At 64.8% G+C, this 22,814-nt stretch carries 26 protein-coding genes; 2 read left to right on the top strand and 24 right to left on the bottom strand.

What is annotated here, in order from left to right; genetic code table 11:
• Positions 1-15: 15 nt before the first annotated feature.
• From rpsH to rpsJ, 16 genes are all read right to left on the bottom strand, one after another.
• The gene (gene rpsH / locus K2M58_RS00700; RefSeq protein ID WP_066200702.1) at positions 16-414 is read right to left on the bottom strand and encodes a 30S ribosomal protein S8; all 399 of its coding nucleotides are present in this window, start codon (positions 412-414) and stop codon (positions 16-18) included.
• 58 nt (positions 415-472) lie between these two features.
• Positions 473-658, bottom strand: a complete 186-nt coding sequence (locus K2M58_RS00695) for a type Z 30S ribosomal protein S14 (RefSeq protein ID WP_066200704.1) — start codon at positions 656-658, stop codon at positions 473-475.
• Positions 659-715: 57 nt separating this feature from the next.
• Positions 716-1,261, bottom strand: a complete 546-nt coding sequence (gene rplE, locus K2M58_RS00690) for a 50S ribosomal protein L5 (protein ID WP_082718385.1) — start codon at positions 1,259-1,261, stop codon at positions 716-718.
• A 29-nt stretch (positions 1,262-1,290) separates the two neighbouring features.
• Positions 1,291-1,605, bottom strand: a complete 315-nt coding sequence (gene rplX / locus K2M58_RS00685; RefSeq protein ID WP_066200707.1) for a 50S ribosomal protein L24 — start codon at positions 1,603-1,605, stop codon at positions 1,291-1,293.
• A 33-nt stretch (positions 1,606-1,638) separates the two neighbouring features.
• Positions 1,639-2,007, bottom strand: a complete 369-nt coding sequence (rplN, locus tag K2M58_RS00680) for a 50S ribosomal protein L14 (protein ID WP_066200709.1) — start codon at positions 2,005-2,007, stop codon at positions 1,639-1,641.
• Positions 2,008-2,033: 26 nt separating this feature from the next.
• Positions 2,034-2,300 carry a 30S ribosomal protein S17 gene (rpsQ, locus tag K2M58_RS00675; protein WP_156423589.1) on the bottom strand — a complete coding sequence of 89 codons (267 nt, stop codon included), beginning with the start codon at positions 2,298-2,300 and terminating at the stop codon, positions 2,034-2,036.
• A 12-nt stretch (positions 2,301-2,312) separates the two neighbouring features.
• A complete protein-coding gene (gene rpmC / locus K2M58_RS00670) occupies positions 2,313-2,516 on the bottom strand; it encodes a 50S ribosomal protein L29 (RefSeq protein ID WP_066200715.1) in 204 nt (67 codons plus the stop codon).
• Complete coding sequence (rplP, locus tag K2M58_RS00665; RefSeq protein ID WP_066200717.1) at positions 2,506-2,940, bottom strand: 50S ribosomal protein L16; 435 nt, start codon at positions 2,938-2,940, stop codon at positions 2,506-2,508. Before rplP ends, rpmC begins: the two co-directional genes overlap by 11 nt.
• A gap of 6 nt (positions 2,941-2,946) precedes the next feature.
• Complete coding sequence (gene rpsC, locus K2M58_RS00660) at positions 2,947-3,597, bottom strand: 30S ribosomal protein S3 (RefSeq protein WP_066200720.1); 651 nt, start codon at positions 3,595-3,597, stop codon at positions 2,947-2,949.
• A gap of 3 nt (positions 3,598-3,600) precedes the next feature.
• A complete protein-coding gene (gene rplV / locus K2M58_RS00655; RefSeq protein ID WP_066200723.1) occupies positions 3,601-3,963 on the bottom strand; it encodes a 50S ribosomal protein L22 in 363 nt (120 codons plus the stop codon).
• Between the two features lie 88 nt (positions 3,964-4,051).
• Positions 4,052-4,330, bottom strand: coding sequence for a 30S ribosomal protein S19 (gene rpsS, locus K2M58_RS00650; RefSeq protein ID WP_066200726.1), 279 nt, complete (start codon positions 4,328-4,330; stop codon positions 4,052-4,054).
• Between the two features lie 51 nt (positions 4,331-4,381).
• Positions 4,382-5,209 (bottom strand): 50S ribosomal protein L2, encoded by an 828-nt coding sequence (rplB, locus tag K2M58_RS00645; protein ID WP_220677887.1) that lies wholly within the window; start codon positions 5,207-5,209, stop codon positions 4,382-4,384.
• A 47-nt stretch (positions 5,210-5,256) separates the two neighbouring features.
• Entirely contained in the window at positions 5,257-5,547 is a 291-nt protein-coding gene (gene rplW / locus K2M58_RS00640; RefSeq protein WP_220677886.1) for a 50S ribosomal protein L23, read from the bottom strand.
• Complete coding sequence (gene rplD / locus K2M58_RS00635; RefSeq protein WP_066200735.1) at positions 5,544-6,167, bottom strand: 50S ribosomal protein L4; 624 nt, start codon at positions 6,165-6,167, stop codon at positions 5,544-5,546. The genes rplW and rplD overlap by 4 nt, the downstream gene beginning before the upstream one ends.
• Positions 6,168-6,193: 26 nt before the next feature.
• Positions 6,194-6,832 carry a 50S ribosomal protein L3 gene (gene rplC, locus K2M58_RS00630; RefSeq protein WP_220678737.1) on the bottom strand — a complete coding sequence of 213 codons (639 nt, stop codon included), beginning with the start codon at positions 6,830-6,832 and terminating at the stop codon, positions 6,194-6,196.
• A gap of 19 nt (positions 6,833-6,851) precedes the next feature.
• The gene (rpsJ, locus tag K2M58_RS00625) at positions 6,852-7,202 is read right to left on the bottom strand and encodes a 30S ribosomal protein S10 (protein ID WP_066200741.1); all 351 of its coding nucleotides are present in this window, start codon (positions 7,200-7,202) and stop codon (positions 6,852-6,854) included.
• Between the two features lie 344 nt (positions 7,203-7,546).
• On the opposite strand from rpsJ, the gene K2M58_RS00620 reads away from it, so the two are divergent.
• Together K2M58_RS00620 and K2M58_RS00615 are read left to right on the top strand one after the other, a co-directional pair.
• Positions 7,547-9,601, top strand: coding sequence for a carbon starvation CstA family protein (locus K2M58_RS00620; protein WP_220677885.1), 2,055 nt, complete (start codon positions 7,547-7,549; stop codon positions 9,599-9,601).
• Positions 9,602-9,770: 169 nt separating this feature from the next.
• Positions 9,771-9,956 (top strand): YbdD/YjiX family protein, encoded by a 186-nt coding sequence (locus K2M58_RS00615; RefSeq protein ID WP_066441823.1) that lies wholly within the window; start codon positions 9,771-9,773, stop codon positions 9,954-9,956.
• A 91-nt stretch (positions 9,957-10,047) separates the two neighbouring features.
• Here K2M58_RS00615 and tuf read toward each other — a convergent pair whose 3' ends face one another.
• From tuf to K2M58_RS00575, 8 genes are all read right to left on the bottom strand, one after another.
• A complete protein-coding gene (gene tuf, locus K2M58_RS00610; protein ID WP_220677884.1) occupies positions 10,048-11,238 on the bottom strand; it encodes an elongation factor Tu in 1,191 nt (396 codons plus the stop codon).
• A 72-nt stretch (positions 11,239-11,310) separates the two neighbouring features.
• The gene (gene fusA, locus K2M58_RS00605; RefSeq protein ID WP_220677883.1) at positions 11,311-13,389 is read right to left on the bottom strand and encodes an elongation factor G; all 2,079 of its coding nucleotides are present in this window, start codon (positions 13,387-13,389) and stop codon (positions 11,311-11,313) included.
• Positions 13,390-13,418: 29 nt separating this feature from the next.
• Positions 13,419-13,889: a 30S ribosomal protein S7 gene (rpsG, locus tag K2M58_RS00600; protein ID WP_220677882.1), complete on the bottom strand. Its 471-nt coding sequence runs from the start codon at positions 13,887-13,889 to the stop codon at positions 13,419-13,421.
• A 27-nt stretch (positions 13,890-13,916) separates the two neighbouring features.
• A complete protein-coding gene (gene rpsL, locus K2M58_RS00595; RefSeq protein ID WP_066200423.1) occupies positions 13,917-14,339 on the bottom strand; it encodes a 30S ribosomal protein S12 in 423 nt (140 codons plus the stop codon).
• 94 nt (positions 14,340-14,433) lie between these two features.
• Positions 14,434-14,700 carry a ribosomal L7Ae/L30e/S12e/Gadd45 family protein gene (locus K2M58_RS00590; RefSeq protein ID WP_066200421.1) on the bottom strand — a complete coding sequence of 89 codons (267 nt, stop codon included), beginning with the start codon at positions 14,698-14,700 and terminating at the stop codon, positions 14,434-14,436.
• A 75-nt stretch (positions 14,701-14,775) separates the two neighbouring features.
• On the bottom strand, positions 14,776-18,372 hold the full coding sequence (gene rpoC / locus K2M58_RS00585) for a DNA-directed RNA polymerase subunit beta' (protein WP_220677881.1): 3,597 nt from the start codon (positions 18,370-18,372) through the stop codon (positions 14,776-14,778).
• 45 nt (positions 18,373-18,417) lie between these two features.
• Entirely contained in the window at positions 18,418-21,954 is a 3,537-nt protein-coding gene (rpoB, locus tag K2M58_RS00580; RefSeq protein ID WP_220677880.1) for a DNA-directed RNA polymerase subunit beta, read from the bottom strand.
• Between the two features lie 164 nt (positions 21,955-22,118).
• On the bottom strand, positions 22,119-22,718 hold the full coding sequence (locus K2M58_RS00575; RefSeq protein ID WP_220677879.1) for a class I SAM-dependent methyltransferase: 600 nt from the start codon (positions 22,716-22,718) through the stop codon (positions 22,119-22,121).
• Between the last annotated feature and the right edge of the window lie 96 nt (positions 22,719-22,814).

Below are 22,814 nucleotides of genomic sequence, written 5' to 3'. Positions count from 1 at the left end.
TCTCCCTCCTTCGTCTTACCAGATGTAGGCGATCACTTCGCCGCCGGTCCGCTTGGCCCGGGCTTCCTTGTCCGTGAGCACCCCCTGCGAGGTCGAGAGGATGGCGATGCCGAGGCCGCCTAAGACGCGCGGGACTTCGTAGCTCTTGGCGTACACCCGCCGCCCGGGCTTTGAGATCCGCCGAAGGCCGGTGATGACCCGCTCGCCGTTCGGACCGTACTTGAGGAAGAGGCGGAGGATGCCCTGCTTGTTGTCCTCGATGTATTCGTAGTCGCGGATGTAGCCTTCCCGCTTGAGGATCTCGGCGATCTCCCGCTTGAGGCGCGACGCGGGGACTTCCACCTTGTCCTTCTTCGCCATGTTGGCGTTCCGAATGCGGGTGAGCATATCCGCGATCGGATCGGTCATGACCATGTGCGTTCCCCCTTTCGTTCGGGCCGACCGGGCCATCGACCTTCGACCGGCCGTCCGCTTACCAGCTGGCTTTCCGCATGCCGGGGATCTGTCCCTTGTGGGCGAGCTCCCTGAGGCAGATGCGGCAGAGGCCGAACTTGCGGTAGACGCTCCGGGGCCGGCCGCAGCGCTTGCATCGGGTGTAGGCCCGAACCTTGAACTTCGGCTTCTTCTGCGCCTTGAGGATGAGCGCCTTGCGCGCCATCGTCGTCCTCCTTTCGCCTCGATCGTTCACCTCAAGCCTTCAAGCCGCCCGAATCGTTCAAGCCGTCCGAAACGGCATGCCGAGGTGCTTGAGAAGCGCGTACGCTTCTTCGTCCGTCTTCGCCGTCGTGACGATCGTGATCTCGATGCCGCGGATCTTCTCCACCTGGTCGTAGTCGACTTCCGGGAAGATGAGCTGCTCGCGGACGCCGAGGTTGAAGTTGCCTCGGCCGTCAAAGCCTTTCGGCGACACGCCTCGGAAGTCCCGCACCCGGGGAAGCGCCACGTTCATCAGCTTATCGAGAAAATGATACATCCGCTCGCCCCGGAGCGTCACCTTGACGCCGATCGGCATGCCGGCCCGAAGCCGAAAGCCGGCGATCGACTTTTTCGCCCGGGTGACGATCGGCTTCTGGCCGGCGATCACCGTGAGGTCCCGGACGGCGGCGTCGATGAGCTTCGGGTTCTGAACGGCGTCACCGACACCGATGTTCAGGACGATCTTTTCGATTTTCGGCACCTGATGCGGGTTTTTGTAGCCGAACTCCTTCATGAGGGCCGGTACGACGTCCTGCTCGTATTTGTCTTTCAGTCGAGCCCCAATGCCCACAGGATTCCCTCCTTTCGGCGCCTTCAGCGGTCGAGCGGCTCGCCGGAGCGCTTGGCGATGCGCACCTTGCGGCCGTCCGGGAGGATCTGGTATCCGACGCGGGTGGGCTTGCCGGTCTTCGGATCGATCGGCATCACCTTGGAGACGTGGATCGGCGCCTCTTTTTCAATGATGCCACCCTGGGGATACTGGGGGCTTGGCTTCTGGTGCTTTTTGACGATGTTGACGCCCTCGACGAGGACCCGGGATTTTTTCGGATAGGCGGCGAGGACGGTGCCGATCTTCCCCTTGTCCTTGCCGCTGATGACCATCACTTTATCGCCTTTTTTAACATGCATTTTAGGCATGTTCAAGCCTCCTTGCGGCCGGAATCAGAGGACTTCCGGCGCGAGGGAGATGATTTTCATGAAGTCTTTCTCTCGGAGCTCCCGGGCGACGGGGCCGAAGATGCGGGTGCCGCGAGGGCTTTTGTCGTCCCGGATGATGACGGCGGCGTTTTCGTCAAAGCGGATGTAGGAGCCGTCGGGCCGCCGGACGCCCTTTTTGGACCGGACGACGACCGCCTTGACGACGTCGCCCTTCTTAACAACTCCGCCGGGCGTTGCTTGCTTGACGGAGCAGACGATGATGTCGCCGATGTTGGCGTAGCGCTGGTTGCCGCGACCGAGGACGCGGATGCACATGAGCTCCTTGGCGCCGGTGTTGTCGGCGGCGACGAGCCGGGTCTGCGGTTGGATCATGGTCTCCCTCCTTTCCGGAGCCGACGTCAGACGTGTTCGGGCCGCTCAAGGATCTTCACGAGGCGAAAACGCTTGTGCCGGGAAAGGGGCCGCGTCTCCATGATCAGGACGAGGTCGCCGACGCGGGCTTCGTTCTTTTCATCGTGGACCTTGTACTTCTTCGAGTATTTGATGCGCTTGCCGTACAGCGGATGGCGCTTGTACGTCTCGACGGTCACGACGATCGTCTTTTGCATTTTATCGCTCGTGACGCGGCCGATGAGCGTGCGGCGTTTGTTCCGCTCCACCTGGATCCCTCCTTGGCGTCACCCGCGGCGGATGCCGAGCTCCCGTTCGCGAAGGATCGTCTTCGCCCGGGCGATGTTTTTCTTGACTTCCTTGAGCCGGTGCGGCTGATCGAGCTGGCCGGTGGCGTGCTGGAAGCGGAGGTTGAAGAGCTCTTCCTTCCAGGCGCGGATCTTCTGTTCGAGCTCTTGGTTCGTGAGCTCCCGAAGTTCTTCAGCCTTCATCGCGCTCACCATCCGTTTCGCTGCGGTGGACGATCTTGGCCTTGACCGGCAGCTTGTGCATCGCCAGCCGCAAAGCTTCCCGGGCGACGTCTTCCGGAACGCCGCCGATCTCGAACATCACCCGGCCGGGTTTGACGACGCTCACCCAGCCTTCGACGCTGCCTTTCCCGCTTCCCATGCGGACTTCGAGCGGTTTTTTCGTCACCGGTTTGTCGGGGAAGATGCGGATCCAGATCTGGCCGCCGCGCCGAACGTGACGGGTGATGGCGATACGCGCCGCTTCGATCTGCCGGTTGGTCACCCAGCCCGGCTCGAGGGCGACGAGACCGAAGTCGCCGAAGGCGACGGTCCGCCCGCCCTTGGCGCGGCCTTTCATTCGCCCCCGCTGCTGCTTGCGGTATTTGGTCCGCTTGGGCATGAGCATGCTCGGTCACTCCTTCCGGGCCTTGTCTTTCTTCGGCAGCACTTCGCCGCGGAAGATCCAGACTTTGACCCCGATGACGCCGTACGTCGTGTGGGCTTCGGCGACGGCGAAGTCGATGTCCGCCCGGAGGGTGTGAAGCGGGACGGTGCCTTCGCTGTAGCCTTCGGTGCGGGCGATCTCGGCGCCGGCCAGGCGGCCGCTCACCATGACCCGGACGCCCTTGGCGCCGGCCCTCATGACCCGCTGCATCGCCTGCTTCATCGCCCGCCGGAAGGAGACGCGGCTTTCCAGCTGCCGGGCGATCGATTCGGCGACAAGCTTCGCCTCGAGGTCGGGCTTCTTGACTTCGCTGACGTCGATGTGGACTTTTTTTCCGGTCAGCTTCTCCAGCTCCGCCCGGAGCCTTTCGATCTCGGCGCCGCCCCGGCCGATGACCATGCCGGGCTTGGCGGTGTGGATGGTGACGTTCACCCGGCCGGCGGCCCGCTCGATCTCAATCCGGGCGACGGCGGCGTCCTTGAGCGCCGTTTCGATGTGCTTGCGGATGGCGAGGTCCTCGTGCAAGAGCGCGGCGAAGTCTTTTTCGGCATACCACTTGGCGTCCCAGCCGCGGATAATGCCGACGCGGAGGCCGATCGGGCTCACCTTCTGCCCCACGCCTTATCCCTCCTCTTTTTCTGCCACGATGACGGTGATGTGGCTCGTGCGCTTTAAGATCTGCGCGGCGCGGCCCATGGCGCGGGGGCGGTAACGCTTCAGGGTCGGCCCCTCGTCGACGTAGCAGGCGCGAACGTAGAGGGCATCGGGGCGCATGTCGTGGTTGTTCTCGGCGTTGGCGATCGCCGAGCGGAGCACCTTTTCGATGATCGGCGCCGCTTTCTTCGGCGTCTGCCGGAGGATGGCCAGCGCCGTGCCGACGTCTTTGCCGCGAATGAGGTCGATGACGAGCCGGGCCTTTCGCGGCGAAATGCGGACGCCACGGGCGACGGCGCGGGCGGTCCGGACTTCGGTGTCGGTCGGCATGTTCTCCCTCCTTTACGGGAAGATCGTTCGGTCGGCCGGACGGGGGAAGGCGAGGCGCCGGTTTGGCACAGGCGGACGGCGCCGCGCCTCAGCGGCCGGTCTTCTTGTCGTCGCCGGCGTGGCCGCGGAAGGTGCGGGTGGGAACGAATTCTCCGAGCTTGTGGCCGACCATCTCTTCGGTGACGTAGACGGGGACGTGCTTACGGCCGTCGTAGACGGCAAAGGTGTGGCCGACGAATTCCGGGATGATCGTCGAGCGTCGGGACCACGTCTTGATGACCCGCTTTTCGTTTTTCTCATTGAGCGCCCGGACCTTCTTCAGGAGATGGTCGTCAACGAACGGCCCTTTTTTCACGCTGCGGCCCATGCTGGCCCTCCTTTCGCAGGCGGGATCGGGGACGGGATCCCCGTCCGCGGTTTACTTCCGGCGATGCAGGATGTATTTGTCGGATGCCTTCCGCTTCTTCCGGGTCTTGTAGCCGAGGGTCGGCTTGCCCCACGGCGTGACGGGCGACGGACGGCCGATCGGCGCTTTGCCCTCACCGCCGCCGTGCGGGTGGTCGACGGGGTTCATCGCGGAACCGCGGACGTGCGGCCGGCGCCCGAGCCACCGGCTCCGCCCGGCCTTCCCGATCGTGATGAGCTCGTGCTCGATGTTCCCGACCTGCCCGATCGTCGCCCGGCATTCTTTGCGGATCTTCCGGATCTCGCCGGAGGCGAGGCGGATGATGGCGTAGTCGCCGTCCCGGCCGATGATCTGGGCCGAAGCGCCGGCGGCCCGGATGAGTTGACCGCCCTTGCCGGGCTTGAGCTCGATGTTGTGAATCGTCGTGCCGACGGGGATGTGCTCAAGCGGGAGGGCGTTCCCGACCTTGATGTCGGCGTTGGGACCGGATTCGATGACGTCGCCGACCTTCAGGCCCTGCGGCGCGAGGATGTAGCGCTTTTCGCCGTCGGCGTAGTGGATGAGGGCGATGCGCGCCGAGCGGTTCGGGTCGTATTCGATCGCCGCGACCTTGCCCGGAATGCCGTCTTTGTCCCGCTTGAAGTCGATGATCCGGTAGAGGCGCTTGTGGCCGCCGCCCCGGAAACGGACGGTGATCCGCCCCTGGTTGTTCCGGCCGGCGTGCTTTTTGAGGGGTTCGACGAGGGATTTTTCCGGCTCCGTCTTCGTGATTTCCTCAAAGGTGTAGACGGTCATCCCCCGCCGACCGGGCGACGTCGGCTTGTAGGTTCGAATGCCCATGGTCTCCCTCCTTGTCGCCGCGGTCCCGGCGGTCACCGAGCCCGCGATCAGACCCCTTCGTAGAATTCGAGCGGCTTGGAGTCGGCCGTGAGCTTCACGTACGCTTTCTTCCAGGCTTTGGTCCGGCCGACGTGGCGACCGACGCGTTTCGTTTTCGGTTTGACGTTCAAGGTGTTGACCTTTTCGACCTTAACGCCGAAAATCTGCTCGACGGCCTGCCGGATCTCGACCTTGTTGGCCCGGGGATCGACTTCAAAGGTGTAGGTCTTGTTTTTCATCAGCTCCGTCGTCTTTTCGGTAATGATCGGCCGGAGGATGATGTCGTGGGGGTTTTTCATGCGTACACCTCCTCGATCTTCCGGGCGGCCGCCTCGGTGAGGATGAGGGCGTCGTGGTTGAGGAGGTCGTAGACATTGATCTCGCCGGTCGTCGTCACCTTGACGCCGGGAAGGTTCCGGGCGGAGAGGAGGACGTTCCGGTCGACCTCCGGCAGGATGACGAGCGCCTTCCGGTCAACGCTCAAGTTTTTGAGCAGCCGGACGACGGCTTTCGTCTTCGGCGCCTCGATGACGAGGCGGTCGAGGACCTTGAGGGCCCCTTCTTTCGTCTTGGCGGAAAGGACGGACTTGAGGGCCAGGCGGCGCATCTTCTTCGGAAGCTCCAGGCGGTAGCTCCGGGGCGTCGGGCCGAACACGACGCCGCCGCCGACCCACTGGGGCGCTCGGATGGAGCCCTGCCGGGCGCGACCGGTCCCTTTTTGCCGCCACGGCTTGCGGCCGCCGCCCCGGACTTCACCGCGGTTTTTGACGTCGTGGGTGCCGAGGCGCTGATTGGCGAGGTAGGCGACGACGGCCCGGTGGACGACCGCTTCCCGGGGTTCAATGCCGAAGACGCGGTCGTCGAGGTCGATCTCGCCGACGGTGGCGCCGTCCTGATTATAAAGGGGCACTTTGGGCATCGCTGATCCTCCTTTCTCCGGACCGCTTACGCCTCTTGAGGCGCCTTGATCGCCGAGCGGACGATGACGAACCCGCCGCGGGGGCCGGGGACGGCGCCTTTGACGAGGAGGAGGTGTTTGTCCGGGATGACCTTGACGACGAGGAGATTCTGGACGGTGACCCGTTCGTTCCCCATCCGGCCGGGGCCGGGCGTCCCCTTCAAGATGCGGTACGGGCCGATGGCGCCCCGGGAGCCGATGCCGCGGTGGTAACCGGAACCGTGGGCCATCGGACCGCGGGCCTGGTTGTGCCGCTTGATCGCGCCCTGGGTCCCCTTCCCCTTGCTCGTGCCGGTGACGTCGACGAGCTCGCCGGGGGCAAAGAGGTCGACGGTGAGCGTCTGCCCGACTTCGTAGCGGTCGAGGTCGACGTCCCGGATTTCGCGGACGAAGCGCTTGGGCGCCGTACCGGCCTTGGCGGCGTGGCCTTTTTCCGGCTTCGTCGCCCGCTTCGGCTTTTTGTCGAGAAAGCCGAGCTGAATGGCGACGTAGCCGTCGGTCTCCGGCGTCTTTTTCTGGAGGACGACGTTCGGTCCGGCTTCGATGACCGTCACCGGCACGATGCGACCTTCTTCGTCGAAGATCTGGGTCATGCCGAGCTTGCGGCCGAGGATGCCCTTGCGCACCATGGTTCAGCCTCCTCCCTCAGCGGCCGCGGGACCGCTTGCCCTTTTCTTCGGGGCCGCCGGTCAGCTTGATGGAGATGTCCACGCCGCTCGGCAGATCGAGCCGCATGAGGGCGTCGACCGTCTTCGGCGTCGGATCGATGATGTCGATGAGCCGTTTGTGGGTGCGGATCTCGAACTGCTCCCGGGAGTCCTTGTACTTGTGCACCGCCCGCAGCACGGTGTAAAGATGCCGCTCCGTCGGAAGCGGCACCGGTCCGGACACCTTGGCGCCGGTGCGCCGGGCGGTCTCGATGATTTTTTCCGCCGACTGGTCGAGGACACTGTGTTCAAACGCCTTCAGGCGGATGCGGATTTTTTGTTCCGCCATCGTCGGGCCTCCTTTGGCGCCTATTTGGAGCAATAGACTTCTCAGCGAGAATTCCCCGTCCGCCGGGGCGCCCTCCCCGGACGCAAAGCAAATGACCCGGGCGTGCCGGCAACCTCCCGCCTCATCGCATACGCCGACCAAACATACAGCATTATATAGAATGACAGCGCCGAACGCAAGGCGTCGCCGAGCCGTTTTTGAATTTGCACTTGCCGGGACGATCGGTTTTTGCTAGCCTCTCTTTGAAAAATAGCAGTTAAAGCCGCGCTTTTCTCTCCCTCGACATCTTTTCGGGAGACCCGCGTCCGAACGACGCGCTTCGACACGAAAGGAGGCGTTTTTCCATGACGCGGCGGATCGCATCGATCCTCCTCTGGGGGCTCATTGCGGCCCTCGGTGCCGTCGCCTTCGCCGTGCTGGCCCTCGCCCGAGGCGAGACGGTGAACGCGGCGTGGTTGCTCACGGCGGCGATCGTCACCTATGCCGTCGCGTACCGGTTCTACAGCCGCTTCATCGCGACGCGCATCTTCGCCCTCGACGACCGGCGGGCGACGCCGGCGGAGGTGCGGAATGATGGCAAAGACTACGTACCCATGAACAAGTGGGTGCTCTTCGGCCACCACTTTGCCGCCATCGCCGGGGCCGGCCCGCTCGTCGGACCGGTGCTGGCGGCGCAGATGGGGTATCTGCCGGGGACGCTCTGGATCCTCATCGGCGTCGCCCTGGCGGGGGCGGTGCAGGATATGGTCGTCCTGATCGCCTCGATGCGCCGGGACGGAAAGTCGCTCGGTCAGATCGCCCGGGAGGAGATCGGGCCGGTCGGCGGCATCGTCGCCTCGATCGGGACGCTCAGCATCCTGGTCATCCTCGTGGCGGTCCTCGCCCTCGTTGTCGTGAAGGCCCTCGCCCAGTCGCCGTGGGGCGTCTTTACGGTGGCGATGACGATCCCGATCGCGATGTTCATGGGCGTCTACATGCGCTTCATCCGGCCGGGGAAGGTCCTGGAGGGCTCCCTCATCGGTTTCGTCCTCCTCATGCTCGCCCTCTACTTCGGCCGGACGGTGGCGGAAAACCCGGCGCTCGCCCCGTATTTTACGTTCGATGCCGGAACGCTCGCCATCCTCATTGCCGTCTACGGCTTTCTCGCGTCGGTGCTTCCGGTGTGGCTGCTCCTTGCGCCCCGGGATTATTTGAGCTCGTTTTTAAAGATCGGGACGATCGTCCTTCTCGCGATCGGCATCTTCATCGTCATGCCGGAGATTCGCATGCCGGCGGTGACGCGGTTCGTCGACGGCACGGGACCGGTCTTTTCCGGGCCGCTTTTCCCCTTCCTTTTCATTACGATCGCCTGCGGCGCCGTCTCGGGATTCCATTCCCTCGTCGCCTCGGGGACGACGCCGAAGCTGATCGAAAAGGAATCGCACGCCCGGATGATCGGATACGGCGCCATGCTCATGGAGTCGTTCGTCGCGATCATGGCGATGATCGCCGCGACACACCTCGAACCGGGGCTGTACTTTGCCATGAACGCGCCGGCGGCCGTGATCGGCACGACGGCAGAGCAGGCGGCGGCGAAGGTCTCGGAGTGGGGCTTCGTCATCTCGCCGGAGCTCATCGAGCAGATGGCCAAAGACGTCGGCGAGCAGACGATTCTTTCCCGGACCGGCGGGGCGCCGACACTCGCCGTCGGGATGGCGGAGATCTTCTCGCAGTTTATGGCCGGCGCGAAGGCGTTCTGGTATCATTTTGCCATTCTGTTTGAGGCGGTGTTCATCTTGACGACCGTCGACGCCGGGACGCGGATCGGCCGCTTCATCCTCCAGGACCTCGTCGGCAACGTCTACAAGCCGTTCGCCCGGACGGACCGCTGGGTGAACAACGTCGTCGCCTCGGCGATCTTTACGGCGATGTGGGGCTACTTCGTCTACTGGGGCGCGGTCGATCCGTTCGGCGGGATTAACTCCCTCTGGGCGCTCTTCGGCATTTCGAACCAGATGCTGGCGGCGATCGCCCTCGCCGTCGGGACGACGGTCATCATCAAGATGGGAAAGGCCCGCTACGCGTGGGTGACGGTCGTGCCGTTCGCATGGCTCCTCGCGACGACGCTCACGGCCGCATTGATGAAGCTCTTCTCCGCCAACCCGGCGGTCGGTTTCCTCGCCCACGCGGCGAAATACCAGGCGGGGATCGACCGGGGCGAGGTGCTGGCACCGGCGGCAGATATGCGGGTGATGCAGCAGATCGTCTTCAACGACCGGCTTGACGCCGTCGTCACCGGCTTTTTCATCCTCGTCGTCGTGACGCTCGTCCTGAGCGCCTTCCTGCTGTGGTACCGCATCCTGGTGCAAAAGGAGCGGGTACCGCTCATGGAGTCGCCGTACGTCCCGTCGAAGCTGTGACGGACGTCCGTCGACGAAAAGGCCGAATGGCGTCGGCCGCGGCCGGCGGAAGCGGCCGCCGGCCGGCGGTCGGCCGGAAGGCGGTCGGGCGGAGGGCGCCTGTCGCGGCGATCCTAAAAAGGCGATAGGGGGATGGACGATGCGGGACTGGACCGCGGTGCGGGAGAAGATGCGGGATCTTTTGAAGTCGGTATCGCTCACGACGAAGACGATCGTCGGAATGCCGAGCTATGAGCGGTATCTCGAGCATCACCGGCTGCATCACCCCGACGAGGCGCCGATGAGCGAAGGGGAATATTACCTGTACGCCCTGAAGGCCCGATACGCCGACGGCAAGGTGAACCGCTGCTGCTAACGTAAAGAGAAGAAAAGGACGCGCAGCCGTGAAAAAAACCGGATCTTCGCTCGGGAAGATCCGGTTTTTTTCGGCGCTCGGTTGCGTTCGGTCACTGGATGATCTCGGTGACGACGCCGGCCCCGACCGTCCGGCCGCCTTCGCGGATGGCGAAGCGGGTGCCGTTTTCGATGGCGATCGGGCTGATGAGCTCCACTTCGAGGGTCACGTTGTCGCCGGGCATGACCATCTCGACCCCCTCGGGAAGCTTGATCTCGCCGGTCACGTCCGTCGTCCGGAAGTAGAACTGGGGCCGGTAGCCGGTGAAGAAGGGCTTGTGGCGGCCGCCTTCTTCTTTCGTCAGGACGTAGACTTCGCACTTAAACTTCGTGTGGGGCGTGATCGAACCGGGCTTGGCCAGCACCTGGCCCCGCTCGATCTCGTCGCGGTTCACGCCGCGGAGGAGGACGCCGATGTTGTCGCCGGCCTGGGCTTCGTCGAGCACCTTACGGAACATCTCGACGCCGGTGACGGTCGTCTTCTTCGGTTCATCGGTAAAACCGATGATCTCGACTTCGTCGCCGACCTTTACCTTGCCCCGCTCGACGCGGCCGGTGGCGACGGTGCCGCGGCCGGTGATGGTGAAGACGTCTTCCACCGGCATGAGGAAAGGCTTGTCGACCTCCCGCTCCGGCGTCGGGATGTACTCGTCGACGGCGTTCATGAGCTCGAGGATCTTCTCGCCCCACTCGCTGTCCGGATTCTCCAGCGCTTTGAGCGCCGAGCCGCGGATGACCGGGACGTCGTCCCCGGGGTAGCCGTACTGCTTGAGGAGATCCCGCACTTCCATCTCCACGAGCTCGATGAGCTCTTCGTCGTCGACCATGTCCACTTTGTTCAGGAAGACGACGATGTACGGCACGCCGACCTGCCGGGCGAGAAGGATGTGCTCTCGCGTCTGGGGCATCGGGCCGTCGGCGGCGGAGACGACGAGGATGGCGCCGTCCATCTGCGCCGCGCCGGTGATCATGTTCTTGACGTAGTCGGCGTGGCCGGGCGCGTCGATGTGGGCGTAGTGGCGCTTGTCCGTCTCGTACTCCACGTGGGAGACGTTGATCGTGATACCGCGGGCCTTTTCTTCCGGCGCGTTGTCGATCTGATCGTACGCTTTCGCCTCGGCCTTGCCCTGCCGGGCGAGAACGGTCGTGATCGCCGCCGTCAGCGTCGTCTTGCCGTGGTCGACGTGGCCGATGGTGCCGACGTTGACGTGCGGCTTCGTACGTTCGAATTTCGTCTTGGCCATCCTGGACTTCCTCCTTTGCTTTGCTCCTCTATGATAAGCCCGCGCTTCAAGGGGCGCAAGCTTTCAGGGCACTCAGGCGCCTTTTTGCTTTTCGATGATCGCCTTGGCGATGTTCGGCGGCACCTCTTCGTAGTGGCTGAACTGCATGACGTACGTGCCGCGACCCTGCGTCCGGGAGCGGAGGTCGGTGGCGTAACCGAACATCTCGGCGAGCGGGACGTATCCGCGGATCACCTGAACGTTCCCCCGGGGCTCCATGCCCTCGATCCGGCCCCGGCGGGCGTTGATGTCGCCGATGATGTCGCCCATGTACTCTTCCGGGACCGTGACCTCGATCTTGAAGATCGGCTCGAGGAGGACCGGATCGCAGTGCTTGGCCGCCTCCTTGAGAGCGAGCGACGCGGCGATCTTGAAGGCCATCTCCGACGAGTCGACTTCGTGGTAGGAGCCGTCGAAGAGGGTCGCCTTGATGTCGATGAGGGGATAGCCGGCGAGGACGCCGTTTTGCATCGCTTCCTCGATCCCCGCCTGGACCGCCGGGACGTATTCTTTCGGAACGACGCCGCCGACGATCTTGTTCTCGAAGACAAACCCCGCGCCCCGCTCCAGCGGCTCGAACTCGATCCAGACGTGGCCGTACTGGCCCCGGCCGCCGGTCTGCCGGATGTACTTGCCTTCGACTTTGGCTGCTTTGCGGAACGTCTCTTTGTAGGCGACCTGCGGCGCGCCGACGTTCGCCTCGACCTTAAATTCCCGCTTCAGCCGGTCGACGATGATCTCGAGATGGAGCTCGCCCATACCGGCGATGATCGTCTGGCCGGTCTCGGGATCGGTCCAGGTGCGGAAAGTCGGGTCTTCTTCCGCGAGCTTCGCAAGGGCGAGCCCGAGCTTGTCCTGGTCCGCCTTCGTCTTCGGCTCGATGGCGATGCTGATGACGGGGTCCGGGAAGTGCATCGGCTCGAGGACGATCGGATGCTTTTCGTCGGCGAGGGTGTCGCCGGTCGTCGTGTCTTTGAGGCCGACGACGGCGGCGATGTCGCCGGCGTACACCCGGTCGATCTCCTGCCGGTGGTTGGCGTGCATCTGAAGGAGCCGCCCGATGCGCTCCCGCTTGCCCTTGGTGAAGTTCTGGACGTACGTGCCGCTCTCCAGCACGCCGGAGTAGACGCGGATGAACGTGAGCTTCCCGACGAACGGGTCGGACATGATCTTGAAGGCGAGCGCCGTAAAGGGCTCGTCGTCCGACGGCTTCCGCTCGACCGTCTCCCCGGTTTCCGGATGTTCGCCCCGGATCGCCGGGATGTCGGCCGGGGAGGGCAGGTAGTCGACGACGGCGTCGAGGAGGGGCTGCACGCCCTTGTTCCGGTAGGAAGAGCCGCAAAGGACCGGCGTGAGCTTGAGCTCGATCGTCCCCTTCCGGAGGGCGGCCTTGATCTCCTCGGGGGTGATCTCTTCGCCCTCGAGGTATTTCATCATGATCGCTTCATCGACATCGGCGACGGCCTCGAGGAGCTTCGTCCGCCACTCTTCCGCCAGGGGCCTAAGTTCCTCGGGGATCGGTCCCGCCTCGGTGCGGGTGCCGAGATCGTCGAGGTAGGCGTAGGCTTCCATCCGGACGAGGTCGACGATGCCCCGGAACTGATCTTCGGCGCCGATCGGCAGCTGGATCGGCACCGGGTTGGCGCCGAGCCGTTCCCGAATCTGGCGCACGACGCCGAGGAAGTCGGCGCCGATGATGTCCATTTTGTTCACGTAGGCGATCCGCGGAACGCCGTAGCGGTCGGCCTGCCGCCAGACGGTCTCCGACTGCGGCTCGACGCCTTCCTTGGCGCTGAAGATGGCGATGGCGCCGTCCAGGACCCGGAGGGAGCGTTCAACCTCGACGGTGAAGTCGACGTGGCCGGGCGTGTCGATGATGTTGATCCGGTGGCCTTTCCACTGGGTCGTCGTCGCCGCCGACATGATCGTGATGCCCCGCTCCTGCTCCTGAACCATGAAGTCCATCGTCGCCGTGCCCTCGTGAACCTCGCCCATCTTGTGCACGCGGCCCGTATAAAAGAGGATGCGCTCCGTCGTCGTCGTCTTGCCGGCGTCGATATGGGCCATGATGCCGATGTTGCGCGTCTTCTCCAGAGGAAACTCCCTGGGCATCTCGACCTTCCTCTCTTGCAGGCAACGGCTCACCAGCGGTAGTGGGCGAAGGCGCGGTTGGCCTCGGCCATGCGGTGGACGTCCTCCCGCTTCTTCACCGCCCCGCCGGTCCCCTGGGCGGCGTCGAGGAGCTCCGCCGCCAGGCGCTCGATCATCGTCTTTTCGTGCCGCTCCCGAGCGGCGAGGACGATCCAGCGGATGGCGAGCGAAACGCGCCGCTCCGGCCGCACCTCGATCGGCACCTGGTAGTTGGCGCCGCCGACCCGGCGGGCCCGGACTTCGAGGACGGGCATAACGTTTTTCATCGCCGCCTCGAGGACGTCCAGCGGATTTTTCCCCGTCCGCTCCCGGATCCGATCGAAGGCGCCGTAGACGATCCGCTGGGCGAGGCTCTTTTTGCCGTCCATCATGACGCGGTTGATGAGCCGGGCGACGAGTTCGCTGCCGTAGATCGGATCCGGCGCGATCTCCCGCCGCGGCACCGGTCCTTTACGCGGCATCGTGTCCCTCCTTTCTTAAAACGCGACTCACTTCTTCCCTTCCTTCGGTCGCTTGGCGCCGTACTTGGAGCGACCCTGCTTCCGGTTGGCGACGCCGGCGGCGTCCAGTGTCCCCCGGATGACCTTGTAGCGCACGCCCGGCAGGTCCTTGACGCGGCCGCCCCGGATGAGGACGACGCTGTGCTCCTGCAGGTTGTGGCCGATCCCCGGGATGTAGGCCGTCACTTCGATGCCGTTGGTGAGGCGCACGCGGGCGTACTTCCGAAGGGCCGAGTTCGGCTTCTTCGGCGTCATCGTGCCGACACGGGTGCACACGCCGCGTTTCTGCGGCGACGGCAGGTAGCGCTCTTCCTTCTTCAGGCTGTTGTAGCCCCAAAGGAGCGCCGGCGCCTTCGATTTGGCCTTGATCTGCTTGCGGCCCTTCCGGATGAGCTGGTTGATCGTGGGCATCCCGACACCTCCCTCGGTCCATGGTCACTGATCCGGGCGGTTCATTTTGGGCATACAAAGAAGCCGGCGGAGCGGTGCTCCGCCCGGATGTCGCTTAAGTCGGGCGATCGGCCGCCTCGGCGGGGATGGCGACGACGCTCGCCGCGACGTCGATCCCCGCCGCCCGGCCGAGCTCCTGCATCGATTCGACGGTGTGAACGGGGATGCCCCGGGCTTTCGCCTTTTCCACGAGGGGCAGGGTGATGTCCTTCGCCGCGTCCTCGGCGACGACGACGGCGATCGGTTCGCCCTGTTCGATGGCGCGAAGCACCTGCCGCGCGCCGACAATCTTGCGCCGGGCGCTTCTCACCCGATCATACACCGCACCCGCCTCCCGCACGGCAGTATGGCACGCTCACTATCATACCGCGCCGGCCGCACGGTTGTCAAACGGTTTTTAGCTTCCCGCCGCATCGTAAGGCGCCGGCGGCGCCTTCGGCACGACCTCGATCTCCCGGTAGCGGCGCATGCCGGTGCCGGCGGGGATGAGCTTGCCGATGATGACGTTTTCCTTGAGACCGAGGAGCTCATCCCGCTTGCCCTTGATCGCGGCGTCGGTCAGGACCCGCGTCGTCTCCTGGAAGGAGGCGGCGGAAAGAAACGATTCGGTCTCGAGGGAGGCCTTCGTGATGCCGAGGAGGATCGGCCGGGCGACCGCCGGCGCCTTGCCGGCGGCGAGCACCTTGCGGTTCGCCTCTTCGAAGTCCCGGACATCGACGATCGTGCCGGTGAGGAGTTCGGTGTCGCCGGCGTGGATGACGCGGACTTTCCGCATCATCTGCCGAATCATGATCTCGATGTGCTTGTCGTTGATCTCGACGCCCTGCATCCGGTAAACCTTCTGGACTTCCCGGAGGATGTACGCTTGCGTCTCCCGGGCCCCCCGGATGCGGAGCAGGTCCTTCGGATCGACGGGCCCTTCGGTGAGCTCGGCGCCGGCGTCGACCCGGTCGCCGACGGCGACCTTGAGGCGAGAGCCGTACGGAACGGCGTACGTCTTCGTTTCGACGTCGCCCCGGATCTCGATCTCCCGCTTGTCGCGGCCGTCCCGGATGTCGACGACCTCGCCGGCGATTTCGCTGACGACGGCCTGCCCTTTGGGCGTCCGGGCCTCGAACAGCTCCTGGACCCGCGGAAGCCCCTGCGTGATGTCCTCGCCGGCGACACCGCCGGTGTGGAACGTCCGCATGGTGAGCTGCGTCCCGGGCTCGCCGATCGACTGGGCGGCAATGATGCCGACGGCCTCGCCGATCTCCACGAGCCGGCCGGTGGCGAGATCCCGACCGTAGCACATCTGGCAGACGCCATGATGCGTCCGACAGGTGAGGACCGACCGGATGCGGACCTTTTCGATGCCGGCCTCGACGATCCGCCGGGCGATCGCGTCCGTAATGAGCTCGTTCGGCCGGACGAGGACTTCTCCGGTGCGGGGGTCCCGGACCGTCTCGAAGGCGACCCGGCCGCTGATCCGTTCGAACAGGGTCGAGATCTCCTCCGGGCCGGAGCGAAGCGCCGTCACTTCGACGCCCTGGTCGGTGCCGCAGTCGGCCTCCCGGACGATGACGTCCTGGGCGACGTCGACGAGGCGCCGGGTGAGGTATCCGGAGTCGGCGGTCCGAAGCGCCGTGTCGGCCAGTCCCTTCCGGGCGCCGTGGGTGGAGATGAAGTACTCGAGGACCGTAAGACCTTCCCGAAAGCTGTTTTTGATCGGGTGCTCGATGATGCGGCCGGACGGGTTGGCCATGAGCCCCCGCATGCCGGCGAGCTGGGTGAAGTTCGAGGCGTTCCCCCGGGCGCCGGAGGTGGACATCATGTTGATCGGGTTGAACGGCTCGAGGCTGGCGAGGAGCTTCGTCTGAATCTCGTCCTTCGCCTTGCTCCAGATGGCGATGACGCGGTTGTACCGCTCCTCGTCGGTGATGAGGCCCCGGCGGTACTGCCGCTGAACGTTTTGCACCTGCTCCTCGGCCCGGGCCAGAATGTCTTTCTTTTCTTCGAGAACGACGATGTCGGCGGCGGCGATGGTAATGCCGCCCTTGGTGGAGAAGTGGAAGCCGATGTCCTTGATCCGGTCGAGGATCTCCGACGTCGTCGTCGTGCCGTAGCGCTCGTAGCAGATGGCGATGATCTTGCCGAGGTCGCTCTTTTTGAGGGCCTCGGTCGGCGGCAGGGCCTCGATGATCGGCTTGACCGGCACGCCCTTGTCGAAGAGGAGGAACGCCCGATCGACGGCGCCGACCGAATCGCCCTTGAGCGGCGCGTTGATGTAGGGAAAGTCTTCGGGGAAGATCTCGTTGAAAAGGAGCTTCCCGACGGTGGTGATGAGCCGGGCGCGGCGCTCTTCGTCGGTAAAGGACGTTTTCTTCAAGGCCGCCACCGGAAGGACGATGCGGGCGTGGAGCTCGATCTCGCCGAGCTGGTAGGCCATGATCGCCTCTTCCGACGTGGCGAACACCCGTCCCTCGCCCCGGGCACCGGGCTTTTCCATCGTGAGATAGTAGTTCCCGAGGACCATGTCCTGGGTCGGCGTGACGACCGGCTTGCCGTCCTTCGGGTTCAGGATGTTTTGCGCCGCGAGCATGAGCACCCGGGCTTCGGCCTGGGCCTCCGCCGAGAGCGGGACGTGGACGGCCATCTGGTCGCCGTCGAAGTCGGCGTTGTAGGCGGTGCACACCAGCGGATGGAGCCGGATCGCCCGGCCTTCGACGAGGACCGGCTCAAAGGCCTGGATGCCGAGGCGGTGCAGGGTCGGCGCCCGGTTCAGGAGGACCGGGTGCTCCCGGATGACGTCTTCGAGGACGTCCCACACCTCGGGCCGCACGCGCTCGACCTTCCGCTTGGCGTTTTTGATGTTGGACGCCAGCCCCCGATCGACGAGCTCCCGCATGACGAACGGCTTGAAGAGTTCGAGGGCCATCTCTTTCGGGAGGCCGCACTGGGTCATCTTGAGGTTGGGACCGACGACGATGACCGAGCGGCCGGAGTAGTCGACGCGCTTGCCGAGGAGGTTTTGCCGAAAGCGGCCCTGCTTCCCTTTGAGCATGTGGGAGAGGGATTTTAAGGGTCGGTTGCCGGCGCCGGTCACCGGCCGGCCCCGGCGGCCGTTGTCGATGAGGGCGTCGACGGCTTCCTGGAGCATCCGTTTTTCGTTCTGCACGATGATCTCCGGCGCCTCGAGCTCCAGGAGGCGCTTGAGGCGGTTGTTTCGGTTGATGACCCGGCGGTAGAGGTCATTGAGGTCGGACGTCGCGAAGCGGCCGCCGTCGAGCTGAACCATCGGCCGGAGGTCCGGCGGGATGACCGGAAGGACGTCGAGGATCATCCACTCCGGCCGGTTGCCGGATGCCCGGAAGGCCTCGAGCACCTCCAGCCGGCGGATGATGCGCGTCCGCTTCTGTCCCTGGGCTTTTAAGAGCTCTTCTTTGAGCTGGGCGATCTCTTTGTCGAGGTCGATCTCCATGAGGAGCTTTTTGATCGCCTCGGCGCCCATCTCCGCCTGGAAGGCGTCGCCGTATTTTTCCCGGTAGCTCCGGTATTCCTTTTCGGAGAGGAGCTGCTTTTTCTCAAGCGGCGTGAGCCCCGGGTCGGTGACGATGTAGGAAGCGAAGTAGATGACCTCTTCGAGGGCCCGGGGAGACATGTCGAGGACGAGCCCCATCCGGCTCGGAATTCCCTTCAGGTACCAGATGTGGGACACCGGCGCGGCGAGCTCGATGTGACCCATCCGCTCCCGGCGGACCTTGGACCGGGTGACTTCGACGCCGCAGCGGTCGCAGACGACGCCTTTGTAGCGGATCCGCTTGTACTTGCCGCAGGCGCACTCCCAGTCCTTGGTCGGCCCGAAGATTTTTTCGCAGAAGAGGCCTTCTTTTTCCGGCCGAAGCGTCCGGTAGTTGATCGTCTCGGGCTTTTTGACTTCCCCGTGGGACCACGAGCGGATTTTGTCCGGCGATGCGAGGCTGATCTTCATGGATTCAAAGCGGTTGACGTCCATCGTCGTCCCTCCTCGCCCGTCCCGCGAATGCGTCCGCTGGCTTCCTCAAGCCTCGCCGTCTTCGCCGGTGACGCCGGGCGCGAGATAGACCATCTTCTCGACGGGGACGGAGGCGTCGTCCTCGTCGAGCTCTTTGATCTCGATCTCCTGTTCGTCCTTCGACAGGATCTTGACGTCGAGGCCGAGGCTCTGGAGCTCTTTGATGAGCACCTTGAACGATTCGGGGACGCCCGGTTCGGGGATGTTTTCGCCTTTGACGATCGCCTCGTACGTCTTGACGCGGCCGACGACGTCGTCGGATTTGACGGTGAGCATCTCCTGGAGGGTGTGGGCCGCGCCGTACGCCTCGAGGGCCCACACTTCCATCTCGCCGAACCGCTGGCCGCCGAACTGGGCCTTCCCGCCCAGGGGCTGCTGGGTGACGAGGGAGTACGGGCCGGTGGAGCGGGCGTGGATCTTGTCGTCGACGAGGTGGATGAGCTTCAGCATGTAGATGACGCCGACCGTCACCCGGTGGTCGAACGGCTCGCCGGTCCGGCCGTCGTAGAGGACCATCTTGCCGTCCCGGGGCAGGCCCGCCTCCTCCAGCGCATCCCAGATGTCGTACTCGTTGGCGCCGTCGAAGACCGGGGTCGCCATGGCGAGGCCGAGCGCCTTGGCCGCCATCCCGAGGTGCGTCTCGAGGATTTGGCCGATGTTCATCCGCGACGGCACGCCGAGGGGGTTGAGGACGATGTCGACCGGGGTGCCGTCGGGGAGAAACGGCATGTCTTCCACCGGCAGGATGCGGCTGACGACGCCCTTGTTCCCGTGGCGGCCGGCCATCTTGTCGCCGACGGAGATCTTCCGCTTCTGGGCGACGTACACCCGGACGAGCTCGATCACCCCCGGCGGAAGTTCGTCGCCCTGGTCCCGCTTGAACACCTTGACGTCGACGACGATGCCGGCGCCGCCGTGGGGCACCTTGAGGGAGGTGTCCCGGACTTCCCGGGCCTTTTCGCCGAAGATGGCATGCAGGAGCCGCTCTTCGGCGGTCAGCTCGGTCATCCCCTTCGGCGTCACCTTGCCGACGAGGATGTCGCCGTCTTTGACCTCGGCGCCGATGCGGACGATGCCCCGGTCGTCGAGGTTTTTGAGGGCCTCCTCGCCGACGTTCAGGATGTCCCGGGTGATCTCCTCGGGACCGAGCTTCGTCTCCCGGGCCTCGATCTCGTATTCTTCGATGTGGATCGACGTGTAGACGTCTTCCTTGACCAGCCGCTCGCTGATGAGGATGGCGTCTTCGTAGTTGTACCCTTCCCACGTCATGAAGGCGACGAGGACGTTCCGGCCGAGGGCGAGCTCGCCCTGATCCGTCGACGGGCCGTCGGCGAGGATGTCGCCGGCCCGGACGACGTCGCCGGCCTTGACGATCGGCCGCTGGTTGAGGCACGTGCCCTGGTTGGAGCGGCGGAACTTGTAGAGGCGGTATTTGTCGAGCTCGCCGCGGGTGCCGTCGGGATGGAGGCGGCGGACCCAGATTTCCTTCGCGTCGACCCGCTCGACGATGCCGTCGTGGCGGGCGATGACGAGGACGCCGGAGTCGAGGGCGACCCGGTGCTCGATGCCGGTGCCGACGAGCGGCGCCTCCGGCACGAGGAGCGGCACCGCCTGCCGCTGCATGTTGGCGCCCATGAGCGCCCGGTTGGCGTCGTCGTTTTCGAGGAAGGGGATGCACGACGTGGCGACGGAGAAGACCTGCTTGGGGCTCACGTCCATGAGGTCGACTTCGTCCCGCGGCACGGTGACGATCTCGCCGTGCCGGCGGGCGACGACCTCACGCTCGGCGATGTGCCCTTCCTCGTCGAGGGGGGTGTTCGCCGGGGCGATCGTGTACAGCTCTTCTTCGTCGGCGGTGAGGTAGACGATCTCGTCCGTCACCCGGTGGGTTTTCGGGTCGACCCGCCGGTACGGCGTTTCGATGAAGCCGTACTCGTTCACCCGGGCATACGTCGAGAGGGTGTTGATGAGGCCGATGTTCGGCCCTTCCGGCGTCTCGATCGGGCACATGCGGCCGTAGTGGGACGGATGGACGTCCCGCACCTCAAAGCCGGCCCGCTCCCGGGTGAGGCCGCCGGGGCCGAGGGCGGACAGGCGCCGCTTGTTGGTGAGCTCCGCCAGCGGGTTCGTCTGGTCCATGAACTGGCTGAGCTGGCTGGAGCCGAAAAATTCTTTGACCGCCGCGATCACCGGCCGGATGTTGATGAGGGACGACGGCGTGAGCCCCTCGGCCTCCTGGATGCTCATCCGTTCCCGGACGACCCGCTCCATCCGGGCGAGGCCGATGCGGAACTGGTTCTGAAGGAGCTCGCCGACGGAGCGGAGCCGTCGGTTGCCGAGGTGGTCGATGTCGTCGACGCTGCCGATGCCGTGGAAGAGGTTGAAGAAGTAGTTGATCGCCGCGATGATGTCCGCCGGGGTGATGACCTTGACGTCCCGATCGATCGGACCGTTGCCGATGACCTTGACGATCTTCCCTTCTTCGGTGTTCGAATACAGGTGAAGCACCTGAAGCGGCACCTCACCGGCTTCGGTGAGGCCGTAGCTCAGGTGGTACACCTTCATGCCGAGCCCCCGGTCGAGGTGCGGGATGAGCCGGTCGAGAGTGCGCCGGTCGATCACCTGGCCGGCCTCGACGAGCACCTCGCCGGTGTCCGGGTCGACGAGCGTCTCGGCGATCCGGTTGCCGAGGAGGCGGTTTTTGATCGTGAGCTTTTTGTTGATCTTGTAGCGGCCGACGGCGGCGAGGTTGTACCGCTTCGGGTCAAAGAAGCGGGAGTAGAGGAGGTTCCGGGCGTTTTCGAACGTCGGCGGCTCACCGGGGCGAAGCCGCTCGTAGATCTCCAGAAGGGCCTTTTCGGTCGAGTCGGTGTTGTCCTTTTCCAGCGTGCCGAGGATGTAGGCATCCTCGCCGAGGAGGTCCAGGATCGCCTGGTTCGTGCTGAAGCCGAGCGCCCGGAGGAGCACCGTCACCGGAAGCTTCCGCGTCCGGTCGATCCGGGCGTAGACGGCGTCCCGGGGGTCGGACTCAAACTCGAGCCAGGCGCCGCGGTTCGGGATGACCGTCGCCTGGTAGGTCGTCTTGCCGTTTTTGTCGACCCGCTGGCTGTAGTAGACGCTCGGCGAGCGGACGAGCTGGTTGACGATGACCCGCTCGGCGCCGTTGATGATGAAGGTTCCGGTCTCAGTCATGAGCGGAAGATCGCCCATAAACACTTCCTGTTCCTTGACTTCGCCCGTCTGACGATTGATGAGGCGCGCCTTGACGCGAAGCGGCGCCGCGTACGTCGCATCCCGCTCCTTGCACTCATCGACGGAATATTTCGGCTCGCCGAGGGTATAGTCGATGAACTCGAGGTGGAAATTACCTGAAAAATCTTGAATCGGAGAAATCTCCTCGAATAGCTCCCGCAGGCCTTCGGCCAAAAACCAGCGGTACGAGGCGAGCTGAATCTCGATGAGGTGCGGCAGGTCGAGCACTTCGCGGGTCCGGGAGTACGTGCGCCGCGTGCGGCGGCCGAACTGGACGAGCTTCCCAGCCAAGAACCTTCACCTCTTCGCAGGGTGTTGGAAGCGCCGCGCATCGGGTTCATGAAAAACAGTGTATCCAAGGCGCCGCAGCGTTAACCAGAAAAAGGCAAAAAAAGAGCCCGCGTCAAACTTCGCATCTTGGAACGATAGCATTTGACAGCGAAAAAGTCAAGGGATTATGCGCGTTTTATGGCCTGCAAAATATGATAGCCCCGTTCGCGGCGGACGACGGCGGCCTCGCCGAAGAGGGCCTGAAGCGCCGTCCGATGGGAAGGGGCGCCATGCTTTTTGTGGACGACGGCCCAGAGGGCGCCGCCGGGGACGAGGGCGTCGTGCGCCTCCCGGTACAACCGAAAGACGACCGCCTTCCCGGCCCGGATCGGCGGGTTGATGACGACGGCGTCAAACCGTTCTCCGGCGACCGGCGCGATCCCGTCGCCCACGAACACTCGGACGTCGGAAAAGCCGTTTTGGGCAGCGTTGTGTTCCGCCAGGGCGGCGGCCCGGGGGTTGATGTCGATCATCGTCACGCGAGCGTCGGGAAAACGGGCTTTCAAGGCGAGGCCGACGGCGCCGTAGCCGGCGCCGAGATCGAGAAGGCGCGCCCCCGGATCGAGGGTGACCGTTTCGATGAGAAGCCGGCTCCCGGCGTCGAGGCCACCCCGGGAAAAGACGCCCCGGTCCGTTCGGAAGCGGAGCGTCCGACCGGCGACGGTGACGGTAAACGCCGTCGGCCGGCTTTCCAGGTCCGGCCGCGGCCGGAAGTAGTGATCCACCGCGCCATCCGCCCCTTTGCGTCAACCTAAGACGGAAAAGCGTGAGACGGAAAAGCGTTTCGGCCTCAGACGGAAAAAGGGGAGCCTGGGGCTCCC

The sequence above is a fragment of the Hydrogenibacillus sp. N12 genome (genome assembly GCF_019645935.1).
GTDB lineage: Bacteria > Bacillota > Bacilli > Thermicanales > DSM-22653 > Hydrogenibacillus > Hydrogenibacillus schlegelii.
This window is presented reverse-complemented; position numbering and strand designations above follow the sequence as displayed.